Origin of the sequence: Algoriphagus aurantiacus (genome assembly GCF_035156405.1) — a bacterium.
Lineage (GTDB): Bacteria > Bacteroidota > Bacteroidia > Cytophagales > Cyclobacteriaceae > Algoriphagus > Algoriphagus aurantiacus.
Window position 1 is genome coordinate 152,914 of the sequence record NZ_JAXRUT010000009.1, and the last position, 26,408, is coordinate 179,321.

General features: G+C 39.1%; 29 protein-coding genes. 21 read left to right on the forward strand and 8 right to left on the reverse strand.

Going from position 1 to position 26,408, the window contains the following annotated elements; translation table 11 throughout:
- The first annotated feature begins 11 nt into the window (after positions 1-11).
- A complete protein-coding gene (locus SYJ56_RS11315; RefSeq protein ID WP_323834207.1) occupies positions 12-518 on the forward strand; it encodes a DUF4442 domain-containing protein in 507 nt (168 codons plus the stop codon).
- Here the strand turns inward: SYJ56_RS11315 and SYJ56_RS11320 are convergent.
- Complete coding sequence (locus tag SYJ56_RS11320; protein WP_323834208.1) at positions 515-1,246, reverse strand: carboxypeptidase-like regulatory domain-containing protein; 732 nt, start codon at positions 1,244-1,246, stop codon at positions 515-517. The two genes, SYJ56_RS11315 and SYJ56_RS11320, sit on opposite strands and share 4 nt — an antisense overlap.
- Before the next feature lie 142 nt (positions 1,247-1,388).
- Here SYJ56_RS11320 and SYJ56_RS11325 point away from each other — a divergent pair, with 142 nt between their 5' ends.
- Both SYJ56_RS11325 and SYJ56_RS11330 read left to right on the forward strand, forming a co-directional pair.
- Positions 1,389-2,267, forward strand: coding sequence for a glutamate--tRNA ligase family protein (locus SYJ56_RS11325; RefSeq protein WP_323834209.1), 879 nt, complete (start codon positions 1,389-1,391; stop codon positions 2,265-2,267).
- Between the two features lie 99 nt (positions 2,268-2,366).
- On the forward strand, positions 2,367-4,391 hold the full coding sequence (locus tag SYJ56_RS11330; protein WP_323834210.1) for a serine hydrolase: 2,025 nt from the start codon (positions 2,367-2,369) through the stop codon (positions 4,389-4,391).
- Positions 4,392-4,464: 73 nt separating this feature from the next.
- Here the strand turns inward: SYJ56_RS11330 and SYJ56_RS11335 are convergent, their stop codons facing one another.
- The 4 genes from SYJ56_RS11335 to SYJ56_RS11350 form a co-directional block, all read right to left on the reverse strand.
- On the reverse strand, positions 4,465-5,961 hold the full coding sequence (locus SYJ56_RS11335; protein WP_323834211.1) for a S10 family peptidase: 1,497 nt from the start codon (positions 5,959-5,961) through the stop codon (positions 4,465-4,467).
- A gap of 86 nt (positions 5,962-6,047) precedes the next feature.
- Entirely contained in the window at positions 6,048-6,749 is a 702-nt protein-coding gene (locus SYJ56_RS11340) for a potassium channel family protein (RefSeq protein WP_323834212.1), read from the reverse strand.
- Positions 6,749-7,543 carry a PhzF family phenazine biosynthesis protein gene (locus SYJ56_RS11345; RefSeq protein WP_323834213.1) on the reverse strand — a complete coding sequence of 265 codons (795 nt, stop codon included), beginning with the start codon at positions 7,541-7,543 and terminating at the stop codon, positions 6,749-6,751. The genes SYJ56_RS11340 and SYJ56_RS11345 overlap by 1 nt, the downstream gene beginning before the upstream one ends.
- On the reverse strand, positions 7,543-8,058 hold the full coding sequence (locus tag SYJ56_RS11350; protein WP_323834214.1) for a DinB family protein: 516 nt from the start codon (positions 8,056-8,058) through the stop codon (positions 7,543-7,545). The genes SYJ56_RS11345 and SYJ56_RS11350 overlap by 1 nt, the downstream gene beginning before the upstream one ends.
- Before the next feature lie 68 nt (positions 8,059-8,126).
- Here SYJ56_RS11350 and SYJ56_RS11355 point away from each other — a divergent pair, with 68 nt between their 5' ends.
- The 4 genes from SYJ56_RS11355 to SYJ56_RS11370 all read left to right on the forward strand — a co-directional run bounded on the left by SYJ56_RS11355 (position 8,127) and on the right by SYJ56_RS11370 (position 12,492).
- Positions 8,127-9,473 carry a M20/M25/M40 family metallo-hydrolase gene (locus tag SYJ56_RS11355; RefSeq protein ID WP_323834215.1) on the forward strand — a complete coding sequence of 449 codons (1,347 nt, stop codon included), beginning with the start codon at positions 8,127-8,129 and terminating at the stop codon, positions 9,471-9,473.
- A gap of 98 nt (positions 9,474-9,571) precedes the next feature.
- Positions 9,572-10,114 (forward strand): ferritin, encoded by a 543-nt coding sequence (locus SYJ56_RS11360; RefSeq protein WP_323834216.1) that lies wholly within the window; start codon positions 9,572-9,574, stop codon positions 10,112-10,114.
- A 198-nt stretch (positions 10,115-10,312) separates the two neighbouring features.
- A complete protein-coding gene (locus SYJ56_RS11365) occupies positions 10,313-11,323 on the forward strand; it encodes a hypothetical protein (protein WP_323834217.1) in 1,011 nt (336 codons plus the stop codon).
- Positions 11,324-11,394: 71 nt separating this feature from the next.
- Positions 11,395-12,492 (forward strand): formylglycine-generating enzyme family protein, encoded by a 1,098-nt coding sequence (locus SYJ56_RS11370; RefSeq protein ID WP_323834218.1) that lies wholly within the window; start codon positions 11,395-11,397, stop codon positions 12,490-12,492.
- A gap of 80 nt (positions 12,493-12,572) precedes the next feature.
- On the opposite strand, the gene SYJ56_RS11375 is transcribed toward SYJ56_RS11370, so the two are convergent.
- Together SYJ56_RS11375 and SYJ56_RS11380 are read right to left on the reverse strand one after the other, a co-directional pair.
- Positions 12,573-13,130, reverse strand: coding sequence for a riboflavin synthase (locus tag SYJ56_RS11375; protein WP_323834245.1), 558 nt, complete (start codon positions 13,128-13,130; stop codon positions 12,573-12,575).
- Positions 13,117-13,272 carry a hypothetical protein gene (locus tag SYJ56_RS11380; RefSeq protein ID WP_465038392.1) on the reverse strand — a complete coding sequence of 52 codons (156 nt, stop codon included), beginning with the start codon at positions 13,270-13,272 and terminating at the stop codon, positions 13,117-13,119. The genes SYJ56_RS11375 and SYJ56_RS11380 overlap by 14 nt, the downstream gene beginning before the upstream one ends.
- Positions 13,273-13,382: 110 nt before the next feature.
- Here SYJ56_RS11380 and SYJ56_RS11385 point away from each other — a divergent pair, with 110 nt between their 5' ends.
- The 6 genes from SYJ56_RS11385 to SYJ56_RS11410 all read left to right on the forward strand — a co-directional run bounded on the left by SYJ56_RS11385 (position 13,383) and on the right by SYJ56_RS11410 (position 17,950).
- Entirely contained in the window at positions 13,383-14,045 is a 663-nt protein-coding gene (locus SYJ56_RS11385; RefSeq protein ID WP_323834219.1) for a protein-L-isoaspartate(D-aspartate) O-methyltransferase, read from the forward strand.
- A gap of 268 nt (positions 14,046-14,313) precedes the next feature.
- Positions 14,314-15,291: a 6-bladed beta-propeller gene (locus SYJ56_RS11390; RefSeq protein WP_323834220.1), complete on the forward strand. Its 978-nt coding sequence runs from the start codon at positions 14,314-14,316 to the stop codon at positions 15,289-15,291.
- Positions 15,292-15,421: 130 nt separating this feature from the next.
- Positions 15,422-15,940, forward strand: coding sequence for an acyl-CoA thioesterase (locus tag SYJ56_RS11395; RefSeq protein ID WP_323834221.1), 519 nt, complete (start codon positions 15,422-15,424; stop codon positions 15,938-15,940).
- A 100-nt stretch (positions 15,941-16,040) separates the two neighbouring features.
- Complete coding sequence (locus SYJ56_RS11400) at positions 16,041-16,607, forward strand: hypothetical protein (protein WP_323834222.1); 567 nt, start codon at positions 16,041-16,043, stop codon at positions 16,605-16,607.
- Entirely contained in the window at positions 16,607-16,924 is a 318-nt protein-coding gene (locus tag SYJ56_RS11405; protein ID WP_323834223.1) for a DUF3817 domain-containing protein, read from the forward strand. Before SYJ56_RS11400 ends, SYJ56_RS11405 begins: the two co-directional genes overlap by 1 nt.
- Before the next feature lie 3 nt (positions 16,925-16,927).
- Positions 16,928-17,950, forward strand: a complete 1,023-nt coding sequence (locus SYJ56_RS11410; RefSeq protein WP_323834224.1) for a hypothetical protein — start codon at positions 16,928-16,930, stop codon at positions 17,948-17,950.
- A gap of 6 nt (positions 17,951-17,956) precedes the next feature.
- Here the strand turns inward: SYJ56_RS11410 and rfbA are convergent, their stop codons facing one another.
- On the reverse strand, positions 17,957-18,817 hold the full coding sequence (gene rfbA / locus SYJ56_RS11415) for a glucose-1-phosphate thymidylyltransferase RfbA (RefSeq protein ID WP_323834225.1): 861 nt from the start codon (positions 18,815-18,817) through the stop codon (positions 17,957-17,959).
- Between the two features lie 199 nt (positions 18,818-19,016).
- On the opposite strand from rfbA, the gene SYJ56_RS11420 reads away from it, so the two are divergent.
- The 8 genes from SYJ56_RS11420 (at position 19,017) to SYJ56_RS11455 (ending at position 26,372) form a co-directional block, all read left to right on the forward strand.
- A complete protein-coding gene (locus tag SYJ56_RS11420; RefSeq protein WP_323834226.1) occupies positions 19,017-20,294 on the forward strand; it encodes a glycosyltransferase in 1,278 nt (425 codons plus the stop codon).
- A 9-nt stretch (positions 20,295-20,303) separates the two neighbouring features.
- A complete protein-coding gene (locus tag SYJ56_RS11425) occupies positions 20,304-21,791 on the forward strand; it encodes a glycoside hydrolase family 32 protein (RefSeq protein ID WP_323834227.1) in 1,488 nt (495 codons plus the stop codon).
- Between the two features lie 64 nt (positions 21,792-21,855).
- Complete coding sequence (locus tag SYJ56_RS11430) at positions 21,856-22,200, forward strand: hypothetical protein (RefSeq protein ID WP_323834228.1); 345 nt, start codon at positions 21,856-21,858, stop codon at positions 22,198-22,200.
- 67 nt (positions 22,201-22,267) lie between these two features.
- Positions 22,268-22,762: a hypothetical protein gene (locus SYJ56_RS11435; RefSeq protein ID WP_323834229.1), complete on the forward strand. Its 495-nt coding sequence runs from the start codon at positions 22,268-22,270 to the stop codon at positions 22,760-22,762.
- Positions 22,763-22,939: 177 nt separating this feature from the next.
- A complete protein-coding gene (locus tag SYJ56_RS11440) occupies positions 22,940-23,374 on the forward strand; it encodes a (4Fe-4S)-binding protein (RefSeq protein ID WP_323834230.1) in 435 nt (144 codons plus the stop codon).
- 11 nt (positions 23,375-23,385) lie between these two features.
- Positions 23,386-23,946 carry a glutathione-regulated potassium-efflux system oxidoreductase KefF gene (gene kefF, locus SYJ56_RS11445; RefSeq protein WP_323834231.1) on the forward strand — a complete coding sequence of 187 codons (561 nt, stop codon included), beginning with the start codon at positions 23,386-23,388 and terminating at the stop codon, positions 23,944-23,946.
- Between the two features lie 11 nt (positions 23,947-23,957).
- A complete protein-coding gene (locus SYJ56_RS11450; protein WP_323834232.1) occupies positions 23,958-25,838 on the forward strand; it encodes a monovalent cation:proton antiporter-2 (CPA2) family protein in 1,881 nt (626 codons plus the stop codon).
- 285 nt (positions 25,839-26,123) lie between these two features.
- Positions 26,124-26,372 carry an acyl carrier protein gene (locus tag SYJ56_RS11455; protein WP_323834233.1) on the forward strand — a complete coding sequence of 83 codons (249 nt, stop codon included), beginning with the start codon at positions 26,124-26,126 and terminating at the stop codon, positions 26,370-26,372.
- Positions 26,373-26,408: the final 36 nt, after the last annotated feature.

Here is a 26,408-nt window from a genome sequence, read left to right on the forward strand (position 1 = left end):
TTAGAAAAAATATGAACACGAAAGAAACCCAAAGTGCTTTAAAACCAGCTGCTTTGGCTTATCAAAAAAAAATGAGCAACCCACTCTATTTTTGGTTTGGCATGTTGATCAAACTCCCCTCAGCAGTTTTTTGGAAGTTTCGAATCAAAGAGCTTGATGCTGAAAAATGTGTGGTAACTATTCCGTACAGCTGGAGAACACAGAATCCATTCAAGTCTATCTATTTTGCCGCACTGGCTGGAGCAGCAGAACTAAGCACTGGCGCATTATGTCAGTTAGGAATAAGCGGTCTGGGAAAATATTCCATGCTGGTTGTGGATTTCAGAGCTGAATATTTCAAGAAAGCCAATCAAAAAATAACATTTACCTGCGGACAAGGATTAGAGTTAGTCAGTCTCCTTGAGTCATTAAATCCACATGACACTGGCAAACTGACAATGATTTCCAGCGGGAAAAATCCGCAGGGTGAAGAAGTTGCACGTTTCTATGTGACTTGGTCTTTCAAGAGAAAAGTCTAATTTGACCAGCGCCTTTCTCTATCAATAAACTCACTCAGAGTAGCATAAACACGTTCCTTGCTCCAATCCAGAAATTCATGATAGGCATTTCCCTCATTGAATCGAATGATCATTCTGTCCCAATCTGATCGCTGCAGCTGATATTTCACCATCAAATTCTGACGAACAGAATCTGATTCAATAACAGCATAATAGCCAGCTCGCCTTCGCATCCATTCTTGTTTTTTTTGATATTCCCGCTCTTGCTTTGCCCTTTTGGTCAGAGATGACAATACTCCCGCTATCGCCACTCCCCCATTGGGTGAATCCAAATAGCCAGCACTTATTCCGCCTTTATTCGAGGGAGTTTTCTCCTCGTCCGGATCTATCAGAGTTAATTTCCCATCTTTGAACCGAAAGGCATATGGTTCCGATTTCACCTCAAAAGTCGGAAGTAATCTAGCCCTATCCTGAATCTGAAGCATGAGGAATGTTTCTTCACCAAGTACTATTTTCTGCTCTATAAATCCAGGGAAAGAAATTCTCAAGGTATCTCCTATCATTCCTTTTACCGAAAAGTATCCACGTGTATTAGTGATATCTGAGCTTTCTGAGCCTATAATCTCTACATTAACTCCCTCCAAATAGGTTTTATCCGTGGCATCAAGGACATTCCCCGAATAGGATCTCTGAGCCAGCAACGCTGGGAGGAAGGCAAAATATAATATGATTAGAACCCGAAGTTTCATAAAGTCCAAAAATAAGCAGGCTTTTCGCAGCGATTAAATGTCAGCAAGTTAAAGAAGCTTAAGACCCGAAATATATATTTCTAACGTGTATGGTTAGACGGTTCATTACTTTTAATCAATCGAATCTATTTAATTTCACCCAATGGATTTTAAGCTTACTCGATTTGCGCCTACTCCCAGTGGTTTTATACACCTGGGAAATCTCTACTCTTTCTTAGTTACAAAAGCTCTAGCCGAAAAGACTGGAGCCAAGATTTTATTAAGAATCGACGACTTGGACCGTGACAGATACAGAACTGAATATGTGCAGGATATTTTTGATACGCTGGACTTTATGGAGATCAGTTATGACCAAGGACCTAAAACAGTTCAGGAATTCGAACAAGAATGGTCTCAGATCCATAGAATGAACAGTTATTTACAGGCATTAGAGCAAATTAGGAGCAAAAACTTAGTCTTTGCCTGTGATTGCACCCGCAAGAAAATCCAACAATTAGACTCTTCTGGCTATTATTTAGGGCATTGCCAAGTCAGAAATATTCCGCTGGAAAGAAATGAAACATGCTGGCGTATGGATACTTTTGACACCGATTTTATCAAAATCAACACCTACTCAGAGGGCGAGAAATCCTATACACTTCCGGAAGACTCAGCCTTTTTTATCGTCAGAAAAAAAGACAAGCTTCCCGCTTATCAACTCACCTCTCTGATAGATGATACGCATTACGGTGTAAATCTGATCGTAAGGGGAAATGATTTACTGGGATCAACTTTGGATCAACAAATTTTAGCAAATGGATTAGGAATCAACTCCTTTCAGGAAGCCACATTCCATCATCATCCCCTTTTGAAAGGTCCGAAAAACAAAAAACTATCTAAATCTGATGGAGCCATATCTATTCAATTCCTGAGAAAAGAAGGGAAAAAACCTGCTGACATTTATCAGATTATTGGAGAAATGATTGGTTCAACAGAACCCATTTCAAGCTTTGAAATGATGAGGAAGCATTTGATTCCTTAAATAAACTTAAGCGGCCGCTCCAAAAACTGCATTTTCGCCCCATTCGCCTATTTTTCAATTTCAGTAGTAAATCAACAATTGACATTGAACCTGAAACCTATGCTTTTGAAATTGAGATTGATAGTTGTCGCCCTTCTTTCCACTACTCCAAGTCTAGCACAAATTGTAGTAAAGGGAGAGGTTCGAAATGCTCAGTCATCGCAAGCGATAGGTTATGCAAACATTGGAATTTTAAACTCCGCGATCGGCACTTTATCAGATCTGGATGGAAGCTTCACGATTCTTATCCCAAAGGAATTTGAATCAGACACCTTGACTATTTCTGCCTTAGGATTTGAAAAGAAAGGACTTCCCATTACTCAGTTAATCCAAACAGAAAATAAAATTGTTTCTCTAGAAGAACGATTTGAGGAGTTGAATGCAATCACTGTCACAGCAAAAAAGATAGAAAATAGAACATATGAACTTGGCAATTCCAAATACCAGGGTGGAGTCATGGAGCCAGATTCAGTTTATGCTGGAAGGGCAATTTCACTTTTGATTGAAAACAAAGGAAAAAATTCTTACGAAGAGCTACAATTCCCTCTTTACATAAGCAAAACAAGGATTCGAATACTTCGAAATAACCTGAAGACCTTCAAGTTTAGAGTACGCATAAATGAAGTGGATCCAGCAACTGGAACTCCTGGAAAAGACCTGATTTCTAAGAGCCTCGTAAAAACGTCTGACATGCGAAATGGCTGGCTTGATTTTGACCTTAGTGATCTTAACCTCCAAGTATCAGGGCCTTTTTTCATCACCTTCGAACAGATTCTTGATGCAAAGGATCGAAAAAACATTGCTGATTCCTATGCTGAATTCATCCGTGAAAACCCCAAAAAATTAGTCGTAGATACGGTAGAATTTGAAGGAGAAAAACAAGTAAGACAAATGCTAAGAGGTGGTGGAATAGATCTCCCAGGTACTTTCATAGCTATTGCCTCAAAGGAATCTATTCAAAAAGATCATATCTCCTATTCTAGAGAAACGAGTCTTGGAGAATGGAAGAAAATAAGTGGGATTTTGGCAGCGACTGTAACGCTCAGTAATCATTCGGTCATCTCTATTCCTGCAAATGATGCAATTGAAAACCCCGCAATCCTTCAAGCCAGCCAACTTTTGGAGGATTTTATGAATGAAACAGATGCATCTGGAGTCCAAGCAATGGTTTCAAAAGCTGATTCCATTGTATGGAGAAAAAACGTAGGTTACTCAGATTTAGAATCTCAAATACCCGTTAACGACTCTACCCGCTTTAGGTTAAATAGTGTCTCGAAAACTATGACAGGGGCTGCCTTGGCAATAATGGCAAACCTAGGAATCCTGGATCTTGATGCTGCAATTCAAACCTATCTTCCAAACTATCCTGTAAAGAAATGGGACTTCAATTCCAGACAACTTGCTGGACATTTGGCGGGAATTCGTGATTATAATGAGCATGATCTGAGCGACTTTATTCGTGAAGATCATTATAGAACAGCTCAAGAATTTCTACCTCAAATTCAAAATGACACCTTGCTTTTTGAACCTAGTTCAAGGTTTCATTACTCCACTTTTGGATTCAGTATTCTCGGGGCGATCATTGAAAAGGTTAGCGGAGAAAGTTACTCGGAGTATATGCAAAAAAACCTGTGGAAACCAATTGGGCTAGCGCATACGTCAATTGACGATATCACTAAAAAAGATCCTAATCGAAGTAAATTCTATGATCTAGACGGTAAAGAAAATGATCTGGGAGACTGGAGCTACAAATACGCAGGAGCAGGTATTTTGTCCACAGCGGAAGATCTAGTGAAATTCGGGAATGAAATCTTGAATGGTGCCCTAATTGATCAGAAAACAAAGAAACTACTCTTCACCGATCAAGTAACCAATAGCGGAGAAGTAATTGGTTATGGACTTGGTTGGTATTTGGGGAAAGATAAAAATGGACATAGATTCTGGCATCACGCTGGGGATTCATTCAGCAGCAGTTCGTTTATTCTTATTTATCCAGATGATGATTTGGTCGTCGCATTTTTATCAAATTCACAACATGGCGCAGCATTCGATGTCGAGAAATTAGCATCGCTTTTCTACCAATAAGTCAGACAACTTCAAAAAAACAAAGCCAGAGAAAATGAAATTCTCTGGCTTTGTAATCAGTACTTAATGTCAATTAATCATACTTCGCAGGCATATCAGGAGCAACCATAGAATTCTTGATAAACTCTCGGATATCCTCATTGGAAGTTTCCAAGTCCTCTGCCCTCAAATACATCATGTGACCACTTCTGTAGCCTTTCCAAGAAATCCTATCTGCCATCCTACCGGCAGCATCGATTTGCCAAAGGTTGTATTTAGCATTGAAATAGTCTGTGCCGCCATCATAATATCCTGACTGGGTCATTACGTGCAAGTATGGATTTTGACGCATGGCATCTCCCAAATCGTAACCTGTACTCTCATTAGAGCGATCCCAAGGATGTACTGGCCCGAAAAGATTATAGGTCAGATCAGTTTTGAAATTCAGATTCTCCCTCACATAAACCTGAAATGATGGAGCAAAAGCATGATTCCAAGAAGATAAAGCTGGATCAAAATCTGGTCTAGAACCAGTGCCAGCATTATCAAAGCCTTTGTACCTACTATCCAATCTACCGATTGTCATCCCTTCTTCTCTAAGCAATTCTTTCCAGAAGAAATTAGTAGGAATCAATAGATTATGCTCAAGCACTACTTCTTTGCTAAGCCCTGAATACAACGCATATTTTGTTGCAATCGCATCTCGCTCTGCTGATGATAGGGTTCCGCCTTTCACTGCGGCTGGAATCAATTCGTTGATCGTGAAAGCTTCAACTTCCGGCAAGAAATCATCCAAATCCTGATTTTGTAAAGACGCATCCAACGCCTTGTGATACCAAGCAGTTGCCGCATAATACGGCAGATAATTAGAAGTATGAATAGGTGCACCACGTTCAATTCCCAGTTCAGTGGGGGAAACCATAATAACACCATTGAAATACATCCAATGAGCATTCTGAAGTTGTGCAACCAAGCCTGCTACGCGAGTAGTTCCATAACTTTCTCCAATCAAATACTTTGGCGAAGCCCAACGGTTTTGGCGAGTCACAAATGTGTTTACCCAATCCGCCAGATACCTGATATCGGAGTTAATTCCGAAAAAAGTAGAGCGATCTGCTTCTTCATCTACTATTCTTGAATAACCCGTATTCACTGGATCTATATAAACAATGTCTGCCACGTCAAGAATAGAATATGGGTTTGACTTGGTACCATAAGGCTGAAGTGGATAACCTTCTTCGTCAATGTTTAACACCACAGGACCAGTATAGGCTATATGCATCCAGATAGAAGCTGAGCCTGGACCGCCATTGAAAGAAATAACCAAAGGACGGATAGTCTTGTCTGAAATATCTGTCCGCTCATAGTAGGTGTAGAACAAAGAAGCTATTGGCTTGCCTTTTTCATTCCAGACTGGCTGAGTGCCAGCGGTAGCTTTGTAAGGCACTTTCTTCCCTTTAATGGTGGTTTCATGTGTAGTCACTACAGCAGATTCTATTTCTATCTGTCTTTCAATACTTGGCCTTTCTGTCTGGGCAATAAGTGAACTTACGGTAAAGAATATTAATAAAGTAAAAGTTAACTTTCTCATAAAGTATAGGGGTATAATTAATCGATTTTGAAACTACTAATTGTAAATAGAAACTAGAAAGAAATTACACAGATGGGGTCAATTCTTTAGACTTTGCTGGCTGAAACTAGCCTGGCTATCACGACTGCCGGATAAAGAATCCCTATTGTGGAAAGAAAAACAGACAGCATCTTAGCCATGACCTGAATGGGGTATAAATCACCAAATCCCACAGTAGTAAGTGATACTAGACTGAAATATATATACAGTGCAAAATCCTTATCAATTCCTTCCAACACCACGTCTCCTCCTATTCCTGTCCCCGTAGTCAAATAGATTATTTCAAAAAGGAATGCACCTAAAATTGCTACAAGTAAATAGACATTAATAGCTCCAATCACCCTATAAATGTTCACTTCATGATTTCTGAATAACAGCCTAATATTCAGGAATATAAATACCAACATATTCAAAACACCTACGATCCGCTCTGCCAAGTAAAACTCGAAATCGTAATTAGAAAAACGTATGAATCTAAGTCCCAACTGAGTCATAAAAAGCACCGTGGTCAACACCACTAAAGCTTTAAATCTAGAAGACCAAATGCCTGTAAAAAACAAAAATAGGAAGACGGTATTAACAAAAATCGCATGCACATGACCATATTCAATCAAAATAGGCAGTACAAAAACTGTGAATAGTAAGATCAAAAGCAACACTCCAAAACTTGCATCTGTCAACCAATAATCTGTAAAGGATTTGAATGCGTGTTTTACCTGTCTCCCTTTTTTATTTACGAATTGATTCATCAAAATTCAATTTCGCCCACCAACACTTTGACGGCTTTACCCCTAATCATTACACGATCTTCTCTTTTCTCTAAGTGAAGCTCACCACCGCGTTTACTTGCCTGATAGGCTTTGAGCTTACTCTTACCAGATCTTTGAAACCAATAATCCATCAAAGCACAATGTGCGAATCCTGTAACAGGATCCTCATCTATTCCCACATTAGGTCCAAAGAAACGACTGTAAATGTCAAATGATCCTTTCCCTGCAGCAGTAATAATAATTCCTTCCTCGCTATATTTTTTCACAATAGAAAAATCAGGTTCACATGACTCAACCGCATTAGCATTGACCAACTCAAAAATCCAATTCCGCTTCAATTTGGCTGAATGAATAATTTTAGCCCCAAAGAAATCACCTTCAAAAAATGGATGTCTTTCCATAACAGTGGGAATCAATGGAAAATCCATTTCAATATAATCACCATCACTTTTCACCCGAAGTTCACCACTAAGCGTCTGGAATCTTATCGTATCACCTGGTTTCACCCATCCTGACTTTACCATCCAAAAAGCAGAAGCCAGTGTAGCATGTCCACAAAGATCAATCTCAACCGTTGGCGTAAACCAGCGTAGGCTAAATGAATCCGGCTCTGAAGTTCTCCTTACAAAAGCAGTTTCGCTAAGATTCATTTCCATAGCAATAGTCTGCATATGAACTACTGCGAGTTCCTGATCCAATAAACAAACAGCTGCGGGGTTTCCAGAAAATGCCTTATTCGTAAAAGCGTCTACGGTCGTTATAGCTAGTTTCATTAGTAGCGCTCTTTAAGAATATTCAAGTGATGAATATAATGCCCCGGAATGATCCAAAATAAGGCTCTCGGTGTAATCGGGTTCCCATTTGCAATACCCACAAGGTCCAAAGAATCTTCCGGTAATAGTCGTAACATGGAAAGTAAAGCCATTCTCTGGCCTACAAAATCATGGAGTAGATATTCAATTGGCACCTTTCCAAATTTAGCATTTATCACATAAGGATCCTGGTCAAAACCTGGCAATGCGGACTTCTCGCCTCTTGAGAAACATAATGCTCTGAAGGTCATGATTCTTTCGGTGTCTATCACATGTCCGAGTACTTCCTTCGGTGTCCATTTGCCTTCTGCGTAGGCTTTTTCTGACCAGTCAGGCCCTTTCTCACGATATAGACTGACAAGTGGGTCTACTTGCTTTAACAATTGCTCTTCATAGTTATTTCCAGAAACTAGTTTGAGGTAAGTGGAGAAATAAGGGGAATAATCACCTTCTTTCGGTTGATCTAAGGTTTTCATGTAAAAATGCTTTGGCAAGAATATTAATGAGATAAATTTAAATTATAAGTATAAACCACCTAAATATCATGAATAAAAAATTACTCATTGTCTTTCTTGTGCTTTGCGGTCACGTGTCTATTTCACAAACTACCATTATCAGAAACCCGGAAATAGCTCAAATGATTTCGCAGATTTCTTCTGATTCTCTGGAACATCACGTGCGAACTTTAGCATCCTTCAATTCTCGACATACCTTAAGTACAAATGCGGAAAATGGTATGCCTGCCGCTCAGCAATATGTACTTTCTAAGTTCTACCATTTTGCGAAGCAATCAGGAGGCAGACTGACAGCTGAAATAGAAAAATTTACTATCCCAGCAGATAATCGTAGAATAACAGCTGATTCACCAGGGGCAAATGTGATAGCAACACTCAAAGGCACAGATCCAGCTGACAATAGGATATTCATTATTTCAGCCCATATGGATTCCCGAAATAAGGATGTGATGGATGTTGAAGGAAGTGCGCCTGGCGCAAATGACGATGGAAGCGGAACCGCTGCAGTCATCGAATTGGCTCGTATTATGGCCTCCCATGAGTTTTCTGCCACCATCCTTTTCGTGGCATTTACAGGTGAAGAGCAAGGCTTGAAAGGCGCTACTTACCTGGCTAACAAAGCAAAAACAGAAGAATGGAACCTCGCAGCTGTCTTAAATAATGATATTGTCGGAAACAGTAGTTCTTCAGAAACGCTGATCAAAGATAATCTGAAAATGCGTGTGTTTTCAGAAACTATTCCTACTGCTGAAACTGAACAAGAAGGTAACATCCGTCGCTACACCAATGCTGACAATGACAGTAAATCCAGACAATTGGCGAGATATATCAAGGAGCAGGGAGAACGCTATGTCGATCAATTTGAGGTAAAATTGATTTACCGAGCTGATAGATTCCTAAGAGGAGGGGATCAGACTCCATTTGCAAGAAATGCCTTCACAGCTGTAAGAATGTCAGAAATGAATGAAAATTATATTCAACAGCATGAAAATGTTCGTGTAGAGGATGGCATTCAGTATGGTGACTTACCTGAATTCATGGATTTTGAATATTTGAGAAAAGTATCCGCCGTGAATCTAGCATCTCTAGCGAGTTTAGCTAATTCTCCAGATCAGCCACAGGAAGTCAAAATAGACGTACGTGGTCTAAGCAATAAATCTACTCTACTGTGGGAAGCACCGGCTATTGGCAACGCAAAAGGCTATTATGTGCTCATGAGAGAAACTTCTTCTGCCATGTGGGAGCGTAAGTTTTGGACTACTGAGACCACACTTACTTTACCCTACTCTAAAGACAATTACTTCTTTGCTGTACAATCAGTCTCAGAATCAGGAGCTGAAAGTCTCCCAGTTTTTCCAACATCTCTTTCAAGATAGTAGCAGTTGTTAATTAAATCAATTCCAAATTCACTAAAACACGCGCTTAGTGGAACTTCATTGATTATATTTAGTTAACTATTTGAAACACTAGAATTATGAAAGCTAAAGAAATCGTAACGCTACAGCGTTCCCTACTTATCGATACAGAGAAATTACTCAACAAACAAGTAGAAATGGAAGGAACCTCTTCCGCCTACTATTTGTCTATGGCTTCTTGGTGTCATATGATGGGTTATGAAAATTCAGCCAAATATCTTTATACCCATGCAGACGAAGAGCGAATGCATATGATGAAGATATTTCAGTACATCAATGAAGCCGGAGGTCATGCTATTCAGCCAGAGATCACCGGGATTAGACATAATTTCAATTCATTGAGAGAAATCTTCGAATTGATCCTAGAGCACGAAATCAACGTGACCAAGTCTATCAATAACATTGTAGATCACGCCTTCACCAAGAAGGATTTTGCAACCTTCAGTTTCATGCAATGGTATGTCACTGAGCAGAGAGAAGAGGAAACCATGTCCAGAAGAGCACTCGAGCTTTTCGATATAATCGGCGAAGAAGGTGTAGGTCTTTGGACTATTGATCAGGAACTTGGGAAGCTCCATGCAGCGGCCCATCCCACAGCTTAATTTTAGAGCGGCCTTTCGGCCGCTTTTTTTGACCCTTCCTTTTTTAGAAACTTGATAAAACAAGATTCACTTAAACACATAAGTGATTCGTGAGGATTAGAATGGGATTATTATTGTTGGATTGATTTTTTCTTACTCATCTTTCCTATAACTTAATGATGAATTAATTTCTTTAATCCTCTAACACCCCCTGTTGCTATGAGTTTCAATAAGAGCCAAGCGGCATTTTTCCAAGCAATAAAACTATCATTGCCCAGCTACAATTCTTTGGTCGACGAAATAGCCGAAATATTAGAAATCAGCATTGACAGTGCGTACAGAAGAATCCGAGGAGAAAAATTATTGGATTTCAGCGAGTTGGAAATATTATGTAATCGCTTCAATATTTCTGTTGATACTTTTTTCAATCTACATTCCAATAGCATTCTCTTTCATGGAAATCAGAATGACTATCAGGAGAATAGTTTCATGAAATGGATGGAGGATGTGTATGCGCAACTAAATCTGGTCAATAGTTTTTCTAAAAAACATATCTATTGGCTGGTAAAAGACATGCCTCCTTTCCACCATTATTATCACAAGGAATTGGCTGCATTTAAATTCTTTTTCTGGAGAAAGTCTATTTTGTTCAATGACAGTTTGAAAGACACCAAGTTTTCTATCAAGGACAACACTTACAATCAGTTCGCTGAAATAACCCAGAAAATCCTCAAAGCATACCATAAAATACCTACCACGGAAATTTGGAATATTGAAGGGATAAATATCACGCTCCGTCAAATTGAGTTATATCATGAAATGGGAATAATGACTTCTACTGAAGACACCCTTTTTCTCTACAACTGTATGATGGAAGTGATTGATAACTTGGAGAGAATGGCGGAAAAAGGCAAAAAGATTCTGCCATCACATCCTGACATTGAAGGAGCTGATTACAACTTTTTTGTGAATGAATTCATCATCGGAGATAATACGTTTTTTGCAACCATGGATGAAAATAAAGTGACTTACCTAAATCACAGCGTTATTTACTTCCACGGCACTTCTGATCCTTCATTCAATAATGCGATGTTCAGAAACCTGGAAAATCTTATAAAAAAATCCACTCAAATCAGTGTGGTTGGCGAAAAAGAAAGAAAGCAGTTCTTTAATAAATTGCGGAAAAAAGTAATAGAAAGAATAAATGCTATCCCACTGCAAGAAGAGTAAATTCCCTGTACACTTAGATATCTTTCGCTTAAAGGGAAGAACTGCTACTTTTAACCTAGATGGCGCCAATTATGAATAATTCAATAAAACACAGTTTTGCTAGCCTTGCCTTGCTTACTACTTCTTTTATCGCCTGTCAAGAGAAAACTTCTGACAAAGTGATCGATGAACAGATGATGGTTATAGCCAGTAGTCCGGAACCAAGTAAAAAAGTTGATGGTATGGTCTGGATTCCCGGAGGGGAATTTGTCATGGGAACCAATGAAGTAGATGCATATTCCGCCGAAAAGCCTGCGGTAAATCTAAAAGTGAATGGTTTCTGGATGGACGCGCATGAAGTCACCAATGCGGATTTCAAAAAATTTGTTGATGAAACCGATTATGTAACTGTGGCTGAGAAAAAACCAGAATGGGAAGATCTTAAGCAACAATTGCCTCCAGGTACTCCAAAGCCAGATGATGCACTTTTAGTGGCTGGCTCCATGGTATTTAATCCTCCTTCCTACCCTGTCCCTACAGAAGACATTTCTCTTTGGTGGGTATGGGTAGAAGGCGCAAGCTGGAAAAATCCAGAAGGGCCAGAGTCAGATTTAAAAGGAAGAGAAAATCATCCAGTCGTTCATATTGCCTTTGAGGATGCCAAAGCCTATGCAGATTGGGCGGGAAAAAGGCTTCCTACAGAAAATGAGTGGGAGTTTGCAGCTCGCGGAGGTGCAAACGGAAAACGATTTGCTTGGGGAGATGAATTGACTCCGAATGGCCAATATTTAGCGAATACTTTTCAAGGGAATTTCCCAAATGATAATAAAAGTCTAGATGGTTTTGACGGCACCTCGCCAGTCAAGTCTTTTGCTCCAAATTCTTTTGGCCTTTACGATATAATCGGGAATGTCTGGGAGCTGACGGCTGACTGGTATGATGCGCTCAAATACGCAAGATTAGCCGGTCAGGCTCCAAAACTAGATGCGAACATGAAGCAATGCTACAACCCTGACAATCCATACGCAATGGAGCGTGTGATCAAAGGAGGGTCGTATTTATGTGCTGACAATTACTGTGTGAATTATAGACCATCAGCCCGTCAAGGCCAAGCTTTTGATAGCGGCACTTCCAATGTAGGTTTTAGATTAGTTAAAGACGCTGAAGAAAAGTCAATTACTCTGAAGTAAAAATTAATCAGGATTGCTCTGAAGACGGGTACAACAGCGAACATTATGCTCCTTCGTATCCTCCTGCGGTTAAAAAAACCCTATGGCAAATCATAGCCTTTTGTTATCCGCTTAATGTATTTCCCCAAAATATCAAATTCCAGATTGACTAGGTCTCCAGGTACCAGCTGGTGAAAATTAGTATGCTCAAACGTATAAGGGATAATCGCCACCGAGAATCTACCTGGTCCAGAATTAAAGCATGTCAGACTTGTTCCGTTTATAGTAATTGAGCCTTTTTCCACTGTCACATTTCCCAGATCATGATCAAACTCAAGATCAAAAACCCATGAGCCATTTTGATCTGTGATACTTTTTACTTTTCCCACTTGATCTACATGTCCCTGCACAATATGACCATCAAAGCGTCCGTATGCAGGCATGCAGCGTTCTAAATTGACCTTCTTATCTACTTTCCATTGTGACAGATTCGTTTTTTGAATTGTTTCATCGATTGCAGTCACCCGATAAGATTCAGGAGTAGTTTGCACCACAGTCAGACAAACGCCATCATGGGCTAAAGACTGATCGATTTTCAATTCTGAAGAAAGCGAAGAGTCTAAATCAAAATGTACATTGGTCCCATCANTGCACCACAGTCAGACAAACGCCATCATGGGCTAAAGACTGATCGATTTTCAATTCTGAAGAAAGCGAAGAGTCTAAATCAAAATGTACATTGGTCCCATCATGGGTTATATTTTTTATTGTGCCAAAAGCTTCTATAATTCCTGTGAACATGGAGGTGAATTTAACTTTCAAAGATTCAATGACTAAGCGACAAATGCCCTATTCAAGTTCAAATAAAGCCAAATATTCTTTTATCTTCGACCACAGAACCATAAAAACTCATGCCCCTACTCAAACTCGAAGACACGTATTTACACAAAGGAAAACGGAGAGCTCTGGTGACTTTACTTCGAGAAAAAGGAATCAAAAGTGAGCGAGTCCTTCAGGCTATCAATACGTTACCTAGACATTATTTCTTTGATTCAGCATTGATTTCCCATGCCTATGAAGACAAAGCATTCCCCATTGGCGAAGGTCAGACTATCTCTCAACCGTATACTGTAGCCTTCCAAACTGAACTCTTAGATATTAAGGAAGGAGATAGAATATTGGAAATAGGAACTGGATCCGGATATCAAGGAAGTATATTACATTTACTTGGTGCAGAAGTATTTACGATAGAATATCAGAAAAAACTATTTGAGGGGACCAAGCGATTTCTAACGAGATTGGGAATAGAAATGCATCTCTTCTACGGAGATGGGACTGGTGGACTTCCTGCCTATGCGCCCTATGACAAAATAATTGTCACCGCTGGGGCTCCCATAGTCCCAGAAGCTTTGATTCAGCAATTAAAAATTGGAGGTATACTCGTAATCCCTGTAGGTGATAAACGCAGACAAACCATGCTTAAAATCACCAAGAAATCGAATACAAAGGTCGATCGGGAAGAATACGAAGGTTTTGCTTTTGTGCCATTATTGGGCAAAGACGGTTGGAGATGATCTGATTTCGGATTTTAGATTTCGGATATAGGCTTCTGTAGCACTAAATACCTTTATATCAAACTGCTAAATAATGTTAATCTTTAAATCCCTAAATAACAAGATTTAGTTTTCTTATAAAACTCCAATACTTTTAAGGATGAACTTATTTTTAAAAAGTAAATCCACTTATTATTTACGTCTAATTTGGCGCAGGTTTTTCTGTTTAATTTTTGCTTTTACTGCATTAAGGTGCACTCAAACTTCAGATTCAAGTGGTATCCTAACCTTGGAAATCCCAAAGAGTAGTGACCCTGATATAAAACTATCCGATTTAGCAAAATCTATTGACAGAATTCAACTGGAAACTTCTCCAGGCTCATTTATATCATCCGTGATGGATGTCAAACAGAATAATGGTAAACTATATGTAAGGGATGTAAGTGGGAAAGTTTTAATTTTTGATAATAGAGGAAAATCCCTTGGAAAATTAGGAAGTTTAGGCGATGGCCCTGGCGAATATAGTAGAGCTTATTCATTGACTATCGATGAAAAATCTGGCAAGGTCTATTTAGGATCGGTTTACAAACTTCTGGTCTACTCAAGCGATCATGAATTCTTAAGTGAAAGGAAGTTTACTTTTTTTGTCACTTATCTAAGTGTATTAAATGGAGAACCAGTAATTATAACTGATAGAAGAAGTATTCCTGTTGAAAATGGTTATGCGACTCAAAACTTGGTATTTCAATTAGACAAATCGCTTGACATCAGGGATAGTGTCCTTTTTAGAAACGTGATCTTAAATGACAAAAGTGGAATGGCTTTTACTTCCAAATACTTTATATCCAATAATAATGAAGGCTCATTTTTATATACTCCTGTCCTAACTCCGGAAAATTTCCTGCGAGATACACTTTATAAGTTTACAGACACTAATTTAACACCTGCTGTCAAGCTTAAAATTGAGCAACCTCATTTGGATGAGAATGGAGAGAAAATCGTGAAAATCTATAATATCATGAACGGGTCTTCTTATTTGATTTGCCAATATGCCAGAGGGCAAAATAAAATGCTGTTCATTTATGATAAGAAAAGTAATATAGGACACAATTTAAAGGGAGGGGTTATAGATGATGATGGAGAACCAGTTGTACTTTATCCTTTGGATTTGGAACAAGACATTTTTTATTTTATCAAGACAGCAGAATATGTAGATGGAGACACTGAAGAACTAAATCCAACAATTGGAATAGTGGAGCTGAAATAGTCGGATCATTTTATTAGTATTCGAAGTAAGCCCAGTTCGAATGCTCTAAATTTCAAAATAAAATTCTGATTAATCTTTACAATTATTTTTCTGCCAAATTTTATTTCTAATTTTGATAAAATTTAGATTTATGAGCACCAAGAAATTTGCAAAAGAGTCCGCAGTAATCATGACCGAAATGGTCCTTCCCAATGACACCAATACGCTAAACAATCTCATGGGGGGAAAGCTGATGCACTGGATGGATGTAGTAGCTGCCATAGCTGCGCAAAAGCACTCTAATAGCATCGTTGTGACCGCTTCTGCAGACAATATTTCTTTTAAGGAACCAATCGCTCTTGGTAATGTAGTTACGCTAAAAGCTCAAGTTACACGTGCATTCAATTCCTCAATGGAAGTATTCATTGAAGTGACTGCTGAAGATATTCCTGCCAATAAAAAGGTGATGACTCATCGGGCATTTTTCACCTTTGTAGCTGTAGATGAGAACAATAAACCTTCAAGAATTCCAGAATTAGTTCCAGAAACTCCTGAGGAAATCGAGAACTTTAAAGGTGCATTACGACGAAGACAATTGAGATTAGTGCTTGCAAAAAGAATGAAACCTGAAGATGCCGTAGAACTTAAGTCCATTTTCAATCTGGATTGATCAGATTAAAAGACATTAAAAAAAGCGAGGGGTAGTAGAGATATTATCCCTCTTTTTTTGTGTTAAGGCGAATTTTGAGCAATTTCCCAACATGGAAAATATGAGCATTCAGGAGCTCCAGCATATCATCACCGAAGAACTTTTCTACTTTGAAAAAGAACCTAAAGACGATCTGGCTAAACAGGACACAAATCATATAGAGGAGAATGAAAAACCAAAGACTCTTCCGAAAACAGTCCATCTTGAGGGGGTGACACCTCCCAAAGAAGAATTAAAACCAGAGCCTTTGACTGTTCGTGGCAAATTCGAAAAGGGAATTCTGGTGTTGCATGAAGAGCAACAATTGAAGCCAGAGGTAATGGAGATGCTGGTAAATATGATCAATGCCGTAGGTCATTCCATGAACGAAGTTGGGCTACTTTCATCAAATGAACTAGAAGGTAGAACCTTGACAGAGCTTTATGATCTTAATGCCCATATAGTACTTAAATTTGGACGTGTGAAACACCCAATCAACGCGCTCCCAGCTTCGGACTATCAAATACACACAGAAGAAGAAACAGAATATCTATTCGCAGATGCTCTAAGTGTAATTTCTGAAGACAAAGTTCTTAAAGGCAAACTTTGGAACACCTTAAAAGTACTATTTAACATAGCTAAAAAATAATGAGCCTAACACCACAACAACACACTTGGGCAAAGCGCTTTCGCTGGATTTCGCTTATCGAAGGTATTTCAACTCTAGTTTTATTTTTCATTGCTATGCCTCTCAAATACATGTGGGACTATCCACTGGCTGTAACTTATGTTGGTTCGGTCCACGGAGCTCTTTTTATACTTTACATCTGCATCGTTTTCCCTACTGCCCACAAGTTAAAGTGGAATTTCAGTAGAACATTATTTGCTCTAATAGCTTCTATTTTACCATTTGGCCCTTTTATTTTCGATAGAAACTTGAAGAAAAGTCAGCACGTGGATTTGTAAATAATGGCACTAATCAGTAAAAAAAAGCGCATTTACCCGATCAGTCAAGGGCTGAGACGCTACCTGATAAAGTACTCACGCGAGGTGGATATCCCCATTCACTACCATGAATTGCTTCGCTATTCGAGTTCCATTGCACTTTATGATTCTAAGGAACAAGACACACTTTGGGAGACGGTATTCTACGATCAATCCGACCGAGAGGAAATTCACCTAAATGTTAAAATGATCTATGCTTTGCTGAAAGCTGGCGGAGATATGTCTGTAATGGAGCATTTGTATGTGGATAGGATCGACTTGTGCGTGTATGGAAACACACAGCCATTTCGTGTGCGAATAGTAAATAGAATCAACGATAACTTTGATTATTTCTATATCAAAAATGCTGATGCATCAAGAGTTTACGGCCTTGAGTTGGAACATTTGCTTTCGCCAAATAGAATCTCCTATCTAGTTCACAAAAACACCTTGATAGAGGAGCATATAGCTGGAATTCCAGGTGATAAATTTATGCGAGCTCACATGCAAGACCCACACTTGAACCCAATACGACTAGCCAAGGAATTCGTCAAATTCAATGAACGCTGCTTTGTGAGACTTCTGGGAGATATGCACTCATCCAATTTTGTGATCGATGTCACGCCCGACTTTGAAGAGACACATTATAGAATCCGTGCGATTGACTTTGACCAGCAATCCTATGAGGGTAAAAAATCAATTTATCTACCTCAATATTTCAAGGAAAACAATGCTTTGATTCAGTTGGGAATGAAATATATCACGCCAGAATCCATGGCTCAATATCAGAAAGAAGAGCGTGCTTTAATTGCTACACGACTCAAATCTTCCCGACAAGGTATATTCGACATTCTTCGATCAATGGAGAATGATATCATTTCATTACCGGAGAATATTGCATCGCTCAAAATAGAATTGGCTAAGCATTATTCAAATGATAAATTCTTGGAATGTAAGAATATGGGGGAAATCATGAAAATCAGCCTCCAACAACTGATCAAGAAATAATTTAGTTTATTTCAGCAATCTTCTCAGGTAACCTCCATAGCCACTTTTCCCTAATTTATCTGCAGCCTGAAGCAGTTTTTCTTCCCCGATGAACCCTGCTCTGAAAGCAATTTCTTCAATACATCCAATCTTCAATCCCTGCCGTTCTTCAATTACTTCTACAAACTGTGCTGCCTGAAGAAGCGACCGATGTGTACCTGTATCCAACCAAGCTGTCCCTCTATTAAGTATAGCAACTTGCAGCTCGCCTAACTTCAAATATTCATTATTGATATCTGTGATTTCCAATTCACCTCTTGGACTTGGTTTGATTTTCTTCGCGATTTCCACGACTCTATTATCGTAAAAGTATAGACCAGGAACAGCAAAATTAGATTTTGGGTTTTCAGGCTTTTCCTCAATGCTGATAGCCTTCTGATTCTCATCAAATTCCACTACACCGTATCGTTCAGGATCGTTGACATGGTATGCGAACACTACTCCTCCGTCGGTATCAGTGTAAGCTTGTAAGGTATTATGCAACCCTGATCCATAAAAAATATTATCACCAAGTATTAAGGCAACTTTATCCTGTCCGATAAATTTCTCCCCGATAATAAATGCCTGAGCCAAACCATCTGGGCTAGGCTGCACCGCATATTCAAACGAACATCCTACTTGAGATCCATCACCTAACAGTCGCTGAAAAGCTTCACTATCTTCCGGCGTAGTAATGATCAACACTTCTGTAATTCCCGCCATCATCAATACAGAAAGCGGATAATAAATCATAGGTTTATCATACACTGGCATCAGCTGCTTACTCACGGAAATAGTCAAAGGATACAGACGCGTACCGGATCCACCGGCCAAAATAATTCCCTTCATATATTTTAAGTTGTATAAGTTTAAATTTTATAATCCTTTAAAGCGATTCCAAAAATGACTCCAAATTTCAAGCTTCATGAATACCTGATCCTTTAACCTGAGTGAAATAATTGAGAAAATTCTGGAGTAAAAAGATTGAAAATTTGAGTTAGATTAAAGCTCAAAGCTACAGAAAGAGCAAAAATTAAAAAAATAAGGCATGAAAATATTGTTTGTTTCATTGGGAACCCGTGGAGACATTGAGCCATTTTTGGCACAAGCTGAGATTTTTGCCGAAAAAGGAGAGGATGTTATCTGTCTTTTCCCAGAACAGTTCAGAGAAACCGTGACCCAACTTGGGTACGAATTCATCGGTTTTGACAAAAGGTTTCTAGAATTGCTGGATTCCCAAAGTGGTAAAACTATCATGGGCGGAGGTGGAAGCGCTTGGAAACAACTCAAAAACTATATCAAGTTGGCAAAAAACTCCATGAGCCTACAGCACACACTAATCGAACAACAACGAGATGCACTAAGAACTCATCGTCCTGATCGAATTGTTTTTCATGCAAAGTGCCTCTTCTATTATATCGCTGCAATGGCTGATCCAGACCGCTATACTTTCCTCACACCTCTCCCATGTCTGACTCATCCTGCAGAGGACTTTCCCCATATAGGTTTTGGCAAATGGAGACCATTTAGCCCAAAATGGAATCTTAGATCTTATAATTTAGTAAATGGGGTTAGACGTTTTTCGATGAAAAAATTCGTTGGTAAATATTACTCAGACTTCTCTTCCATAGAAATCAACTCAAAGACACTAAAGGAATTTGAATTGAATAGACTGCAAACTGTTTACGCCATTTCCCCATCTTTATTCCCAAAACCTGCTATATGGCCAGAATCAGCGAAGATCGTTGGGTACTATTTCAGAAATCAACTTAAGGAATATCAGCCTTCTAACGAATTAGCAAATTGGCTAGCAAAGTATCCAAAAGCAATTTTACTCACCTTCGGCTCGATGAGTAATACAAAGCCCAAAGAGCACTCTAAAACCATTATAGAATTACTTCAAAAACATCAGATACCTGCAATCGTGAATACTTCTTGGGGTGGATTGGAACAGTTAGCTGACAGCGATGCCTCCATTTTCTATGTGAATCAAATCCCTTACGACTGGATTCTGCCACAACTTTATGGAATTATCCATCATGGCGGATCAGGAACTACACACCAGGGTGCAGCACATGCTTGCGTGCAAATGATTGTTCCCCATATTATTGATCAGTACTTTTGGAATAGAATCATAGAAAAAAGACAGTTAGGCCCTCTTGGTACAAGTATTCATGACTTGAATGCTGATAAATTTGAAATAGCATTAAAAGACTTTTGGACGAACCCAGCATATGCTAAAAATGCTGATACGCTTTCCCTAAAAATCAAAGAAGAAGCTAAACGAGATACTGTGCTTAATCTTGTGATGATGCCATCAGCTTAACGAAACTATATGAACCGAACTAAACATTTTCTTTCCATCCTCTCCGTGTTGCTGATTTTCAGCTGTCAGTCGAAGCCTGAAATCACTTTTGAATCCAGCGTTACAGAGGAATTTAGACCTTCTTACCATTTCACTCCAGCTTCTGGCTGGATGAATGATCCAAATGGTTTGATCTATTTAGATGGAGAATATCACCTCTTCTATCAGTATTATCCAGACAGCACGGTCTGGGGACCAATGCATTGGGGACATGCAGTCTCTCCTGATTTGTTGAATTGGGAATCGCTTCCGACAGCACTTTATCCCGACAGTCTAGGGTATATTTTCTCTGGAAGCGCAGTCATGGATGCTGAAAACAGTTCGGGATTAGGAACAGTAGAAAACCCTCCCATGGTTGCAATTTTCACCTACCACAATGCTGAAGAAGCAAATACTTCATCCGATACATTCCAGAGTCAAGCCATCGCTTTTTCTCTGGACAAAGGAAGAAGCTGGGAAAAATATGAAGGCAATCCAGTCTTACCCAATCCAGGAATTCGTGATTTCCGTGATCCAAAAGTTTCCCAAATCACCAATCCTGATGGTTCCAAATCTTGGATCATGACCTTGGCAGTTCTTGATCAAATTAATTTTTACAGCTCATCTGATTTAAAAAACTGGACTTTACTAAGTGAGTTTGGAAAAACAATTGGTGCACATGGCGGAGTCTGGGAATGTCCGGATTTACTTCCATTCAAAACTCCATCAGGAGAAGATAAATGGGTTTTGCTAGTCAGTATAAATCCCGGCGGGCCACAAAATGGATCTGCAACACAATATTTTATTGGCGACTTCGAAAATGGTCAATTCACTCCAGATGACACCATGATCCGGTGGCTGGATTATGGACCCGATAACTACGCCGGAGTTACTTGGAGCAATCTTCCTGAGGAACAAAACAGAACGCTTTTTATCGGTTGGATGAGCAACTGGCTCTACGCCAATGTAGTTCCCACCGAAGCTTGGAGATCAGCAATGACCGTCCCTAGAGAATTAAGCTTATTCGATGTGGATGGTACGCTATTATTGAAATCTGCTCCCGCGAAAGAACTTGAAGAGCTAAGATCTGAAGAGTATGAAGTGAATGAGGAATCTTCTGCATTACCCTCAGAGGCTTTAGAACTCACTGCGGAAGTCACTGCTGAGACTTTTTCGATAACCTTTTCGAATGAGCTCGGTGAAAAGCTGGAAATTTCTAAAGAGAATGGCTTAGTAAGTATAGATCGTAGAAATGCAGGAAAGAGTGATTTCCATCCGGATTTTGCTGAAATTCATTCTGCACCTATGAGCTGGGAAGCAAAAGATATCAGAATATTTTTAGACGCATCATCCATAGAATTATTCGTGAATAATGGAGAATTGGCAATGACCTCCATCCTATTTCCGACTAGTCCATGGAAAAATGTGAAAATTTCTAAAAACCTCAATTCCTTGAAAATTTATAAGTTGAAAAAATAAGGTAAGCGCACTAGAAAAATCTGAAGTTATTTTCATTTAACTTAGTATGTTAAGTTACTTAAAAATGAAAAATCAGCTTTCAATCGTACTATTTTCCCTCAGTTGGGTCTTATGGTTTGGGGCTGTTTTAGCATTTCCAGTCAGCACTGATTTTGCTATCAATGATTTTTCTCATGATTCTGTTTCGAATCATGTACAGCATATAAACATTCAATTAAATGCTAGCCCAGAACTAGTAGAAATTCCTGATTTTAAAGTTGATTGGAGCTTAAATGCCAAGCTTAACCCAAATTGGTATTTTGATCTGCTACATCCTGGAAAAGTCTATTTATCCTCTTCATTTTTCAAAAAATCAATTCCACTTTTCGATGTAAAGGATACCTTTTTACATTTTTTCTACACATGGTAAAGTAGAATAGAACTTCTCTCTGCGGTCTAGAATCGCACAAATTTCTATTCACTTTAACCATATTACTATGATCTCAATTGATTCTGTCACACTTGCTGTGATGTCCTTTGCTATGGTGGCTACTGCTTCACCATTTGTCTATTACAGTTATAAACTCAAAAAAATAAGCAGTGGGAATCTCGCCTCTTTCGAAGAGTTTTCCTCGACTAACAATATCACTCCTACCCAGCATGAGCGCTGGAGAAATCACTACCACTTGGGATTGGATAAACAACACAAAAAGTTGGTTTATCATAGATTTGGAAGCTATCCAGAGCAAAGTCTCATAGACCTGAAAGATGTTAATAAAGTCAGTATTCAAGAAAAAATCCGCAAGGTTCAAGTCGGCAAAGAGAAGCGCTACATCCTAGATTTTCTAGCCTTACAATTTCATTTCAAAGACACATCACATTCTCCCAAAACAATTGAAATCTTCGATGGAGAATTATTCACTGATGTGGCTGGAGAACGCGGTATAGCTGAAAAATGGCAAAAAATATTGGAAAGTAATCTTAAAGATTAAGCATAGCTGCAAGGAGTAAAAAGGTATTTCTCCTAAGCAAAAACAGATCTATTGTTTTGACTTATTTTTAGAAGACCCGGTTTGGCAACTGGGTCTTTTCCTTATTCTATCCCCTTATATTTAATTCAAAGTTGAATATTTTGTAATATTATTATAAGGTTAAACTAAAGAAAAGCTATGTCAGATAATCTAATTCATAAAGAATATTCTAATGGTGAAGTAACTATCACATGGGAACCTCACAAATGCATACATTCCACGAATTGTGTTAAGGGGTTGCATTCGGTTTTTGATTTTGAAAAGAGGCCCTGGGTCAATGCCGAAGGGGCCAATACAGAAGTTATAGTCAAGCAAATAGATAATTGCCCAAGTGGTGCGCTGGGTTATTATTTTGAAGAGCAGAAGGAAAAAAGTATAGGCGATGTGATGTCAGAACAATTGGTAGAAGTAGTTCCCAATGGGCCGCTGATGGTCTATGGAAATCTCCAAGTCAAACTTCCGAATGGCCATATCAAAAATCAAAGTAAGGTTTCAGCCTTCTGCAGATGCGGGTCCAGCCAAAATAAACCCTTTTGCGATGGCTCGCACAAGAAAATTAATTTCCAAGGCTAAAGCCTAGATTCATGCGTAAACTACTCGTTCTCTTTGCTCACCCAAAATTTGAGCATTCTGAGGTAAATCAAGCTTTGATCCAGGCTATCACAGGATTGGAAAATGTGGAAATCAGGGATTTATATGAATTATATCCCGATTTCAATATCTCCATACAGGCAGAGCAGGAAGCACTTTTCGAAGCTGAAGTAGTCATCTGGCATCATCCTATTTATTGGTATTCCTGCCCCCCACTTATGAAGCAGTGGATGGATTTGGTATTGGAATTTGGTTGGGCTTATGGACCTGGTGGAATATATCTCAAGGGGAAATATGTGGTCACTTCGATCACCACAGGAGGATCCCAAGAAGCCTACCAACATGATGGTAGAAATAATTACAAAATTGAAGACTTCCTTCGCCCATTTGAACAAACAGCCAGACTCTGTAATATGACCTATTTACCTCCTTTTCACGTAGCAGGAACACATAAAATCACAGCGACTGAATTACGTGAAAAAGCGAAATCTTACAAAGAATTGCTGCTTTGTTTTCGAGATGAGCCGGATCTCAATAGTTACCACAACCGCTAAAAATTGAGCTTATGAATGGATTTTTGGCAAATGCCATCTTATATATCTTAGCTGCAATTGTGTGCGTCCCCATTGCCAAAAAACTTGGTATGGGTTCTGTCTTGGGCTATTTGTTTGCCGGGATTCTTATTGGTCCTTATTTGCTTGGCTTTATCACAAATGAAGGCCAGGGTCAAGATATCATGCATGCCACGGAGTTTGGTGTAGTAATGATGCTGTTTCTGATTGGTTTGGAATTAGAGCCAAAAAACCTGTGGAAAATGCGTCAACTGATCGTACAAATCGGATTGAGTCAAGTCTTGGTTACTGCAGCATTGATTTTCGGTATCGGTATTCTACTAGATGTCTCGTGGCAAATATCCCTCGCCATTGGTCTTTCGATGGCACTGTCATCTACGGCTATTGTATTGCAATCTCTCAAGGAGAAAAATCAAATGAATAGTCCTAATGGCAAACTTTCATTTGGGGTCTTACTGATGCAAGACATTGCCGTAATTCCGATTCTGGCTCTTTTACCACTTCTGATCACTGGAAGTCCTGTCCCATCAGCCGAAACTTCAGGCATGCACGGCTTAATTGACAGTTTACCCGGCTGGGCACAGACTTTATCTATTTTCGGAGCTATCGGAGTTGTAGTTCTCCTCGGACAATTTGGCTTTGGCCCACTGCTGAACTGGGTTGCGAAAAGTAGATTACGGGAGTTGTTCACCGCGTCTGCTTTACTGATCGTAGTAGGAATATCGTTCTTGATGGAGCTAGTTGGATTAAGCCCTGCCTTAGGAGCCTTTTTAGCCGGAGTCATTCTTGCCAATTCCCCGTACAAACATGCACTTGAATCTGATTTAGAACCGTTTAAAGGCTTACTTCTTGGTCTTTTCTTCATGGCAGTTGGTTCCACAATTAATTTCAGCTTGATTTTTAATAATGCTTCAACCCTAATTTCTTTAACACTCGGGGTCATTGTACTAAAAACTATCATTCTACTGATTATAGGCAAAACCAAGAAGCTGAGATTATCGAATAATCTAAGCTTTGCGATTGGACTTTCTCAGGTTGGTGAGTTTTCGTTTGTCACCTATGCTTTCGCACTTCAGCTTGGCATTTTTGATCAATCTATCTCAGACACACTTATGGCCGTAACGGCTTTGAGTATGACCATCACTCCTATTCTGATTGTACTTCTAGATAAAGTCATCATTCCAGCTATCAATAAATCTCGTAAGGTCATTGAAAAAGAAATGGACAGTATCGATGAGCATAACAAAGTTATACTTGTGGGTTTTGGGCATTTCGGATCTACTCTTGGACGTTTTTTAAGAGCAAATGGCGTAGAAGCTACTATCCTGGATGCTGATCCTGATCGGGTGGAATACCTTAGGAAGATGGGTTTCAAAGTTTATTTCGGAGATGGTACACGGGGAGAACTCCTTCACTCCGCAGGTGCTGAAGATGCTTCAATCCTAATCTCAGCCCTGGATAATACAGAATATAGTCTGAAACTTGTAGAACTATGTAAAGAAGAATTTCCGCATCTGGAAGTCATGATTCGCGCCAAAAACAGATACGATGCTTTTGAACTGATGGAAATGGGAGTGAAAAATATTTATAGAGAGCATCTAGATACATCTATCCGCATGGGTGAAGATGTTTTGAAAAAGTTAGGTTTCAGAGCACACACTGTAAATCGGTTGGCCAAGCAATTTCGGGAGTATGACGAAAGTGCATTAAAGGTATTGGTGAATTTCAAAGACAATAAAGAAGAGTATATTTCCAAAAGCCGCCAGCAAATAGAAATGCAGGAAAGTCTGTTATCCGGGGAATTGATGCGCAAGTTTTCAATGAATGATCATACATGGGACAGTGAAGCTATCAAAGAAACTGAGAATTCATAGCGAATTTTCAACGATGCAAAACTCTTGATTTTTCCCCTAATCCACCATACCTACCACCATCGTACATCCTAAAAAAGTCTCAGACTTTGCTAGCAGTCAAGGGATTAATAAGTTAAATTAACATTCCTATTTATTGTTAATTATTGGCTTGTCTGTAGCAAATTTAAAAGCAATGACGTTTTAATCAAGTACTTTGGAACTAAGTATTTGATTTCACGTTCTCATTGACGGCAAGTTTTAAAATACCATGTTGAATTTTTCTTTACTCTTTAAAAGACAACTACTATGAACCAACAATTTACATTACTAAAAAAAGCCATCGAAGTCTTCCATTCCTATGGTATTACACTGATTGGCCAGCAGAAGAACGCTGACTTTATTGAACAATTGCATATGGATCCTGTATTTATCAATGGTCTGATTTTCGAGCTTGAATATCAGTTGCAGGTTATTTTTCAAGATGAGAAACTAGGCACGGTGCATACACCAAAGGATTTGATAGCTCTTCTATTTAATATTCCACAGGAAAATTAAGTTGAGCTTCGAAAATTAAACCAACTAAAAAGGGGC

Bases quoted from the DNA above. Each gene is read 5' to 3' on its own strand.
- SYJ56_RS11395 (WP_323834221.1), top strand. From the start codon at position 15,422: ATGAGCACCAAGAAATTTGCAAAAGAGTCCGCAGTAATCATGACCGAA.
- SYJ56_RS11330 (WP_323834210.1), top strand. From the start codon at position 2,367: ATGCTTTTGAAATTGAGATTGATAGTTGTCGCCCTTCTTTCCACTACT.
- SYJ56_RS11455 (WP_323834233.1), top strand. From the start codon at position 26,124: ATGAACCAACAATTTACATTACTAAAAAAAGCCATCGAAGTCTTCCAT.
- SYJ56_RS11430 (WP_323834228.1), top strand. From the start codon at position 21,856: ATGAAAAATCAGCTTTCAATCGTACTATTTTCCCTCAGTTGGGTCTTA.
- SYJ56_RS11370 (WP_323834218.1), top strand. From the start codon at position 11,395: ATGAATAATTCAATAAAACACAGTTTTGCTAGCCTTGCCTTGCTTACT.
- SYJ56_RS11355 (WP_323834215.1), top strand. From the start codon at position 8,127: ATGAATAAAAAATTACTCATTGTCTTTCTTGTGCTTTGCGGTCACGTG.
- SYJ56_RS11420 (WP_323834226.1), top strand. From the start codon at position 19,017: ATGAAAATATTGTTTGTTTCATTGGGAACCCGTGGAGACATTGAGCCA.
- SYJ56_RS11405 (WP_323834223.1), top strand. From the start codon at position 16,607: ATGAGCCTAACACCACAACAACACACTTGGGCAAAGCGCTTTCGCTGG.
- rfbA (WP_323834225.1), bottom strand. From the start codon at position 18,817: ATGAAGGGAATTATTTTGGCCGGTGGATCCGGTACGCGTCTGTATCCT.
- SYJ56_RS11350 (WP_323834214.1), bottom strand. From the start codon at position 8,058: ATGAAAACCTTAGATCAACCGAAAGAAGGTGATTATTCCCCTTATTTC.
- SYJ56_RS11365 (WP_323834217.1), top strand. From the start codon at position 10,313: ATGAGTTTCAATAAGAGCCAAGCGGCATTTTTCCAAGCAATAAAACTA.
- SYJ56_RS11340 (WP_323834212.1), bottom strand. From the start codon at position 6,749: ATGAATCAATTCGTAAATAAAAAAGGGAGACAGGTAAAACACGCATTC.
- SYJ56_RS11425 (WP_323834227.1), top strand. From the start codon at position 20,304: ATGAACCGAACTAAACATTTTCTTTCCATCCTCTCCGTGTTGCTGATT.
- SYJ56_RS11400 (WP_323834222.1), top strand. From the start codon at position 16,041: ATGAGCATTCAGGAGCTCCAGCATATCATCACCGAAGAACTTTTCTAC.
- kefF (WP_323834231.1), top strand. From the start codon at position 23,386: ATGCGTAAACTACTCGTTCTCTTTGCTCACCCAAAATTTGAGCATTCT.
- SYJ56_RS11440 (WP_323834230.1), top strand. From the start codon at position 22,940: ATGTCAGATAATCTAATTCATAAAGAATATTCTAATGGTGAAGTAACT.
- SYJ56_RS11335 (WP_323834211.1), bottom strand. From the start codon at position 5,961: ATGAGAAAGTTAACTTTTACTTTATTAATATTCTTTACCGTAAGTTCA.
- SYJ56_RS11410 (WP_323834224.1), top strand. From the start codon at position 16,928: ATGGCACTAATCAGTAAAAAAAAGCGCATTTACCCGATCAGTCAAGGG.
- SYJ56_RS11320 (WP_323834208.1), bottom strand. From the start codon at position 1,246: ATGAAACTTCGGGTTCTAATCATATTATATTTTGCCTTCCTCCCAGCG.
- SYJ56_RS11315 (WP_323834207.1), top strand. From the start codon at position 12: ATGAACACGAAAGAAACCCAAAGTGCTTTAAAACCAGCTGCTTTGGCT.
- SYJ56_RS11360 (WP_323834216.1), top strand. From the start codon at position 9,572: ATGAAAGCTAAAGAAATCGTAACGCTACAGCGTTCCCTACTTATCGAT.
- SYJ56_RS11345 (WP_323834213.1), bottom strand. From the start codon at position 7,543: ATGAAACTAGCTATAACGACCGTAGACGCTTTTACGAATAAGGCATTT.
- SYJ56_RS11450 (WP_323834232.1), top strand. From the start codon at position 23,958: ATGAATGGATTTTTGGCAAATGCCATCTTATATATCTTAGCTGCAATT.
- SYJ56_RS11435 (WP_323834229.1), top strand. From the start codon at position 22,268: ATGATCTCAATTGATTCTGTCACACTTGCTGTGATGTCCTTTGCTATG.
- SYJ56_RS11325 (WP_323834209.1), top strand. From the start codon at position 1,389: ATGGATTTTAAGCTTACTCGATTTGCGCCTACTCCCAGTGGTTTTATA.
- SYJ56_RS11385 (WP_323834219.1), top strand. From the start codon at position 13,383: ATGCCCCTACTCAAACTCGAAGACACGTATTTACACAAAGGAAAACGG.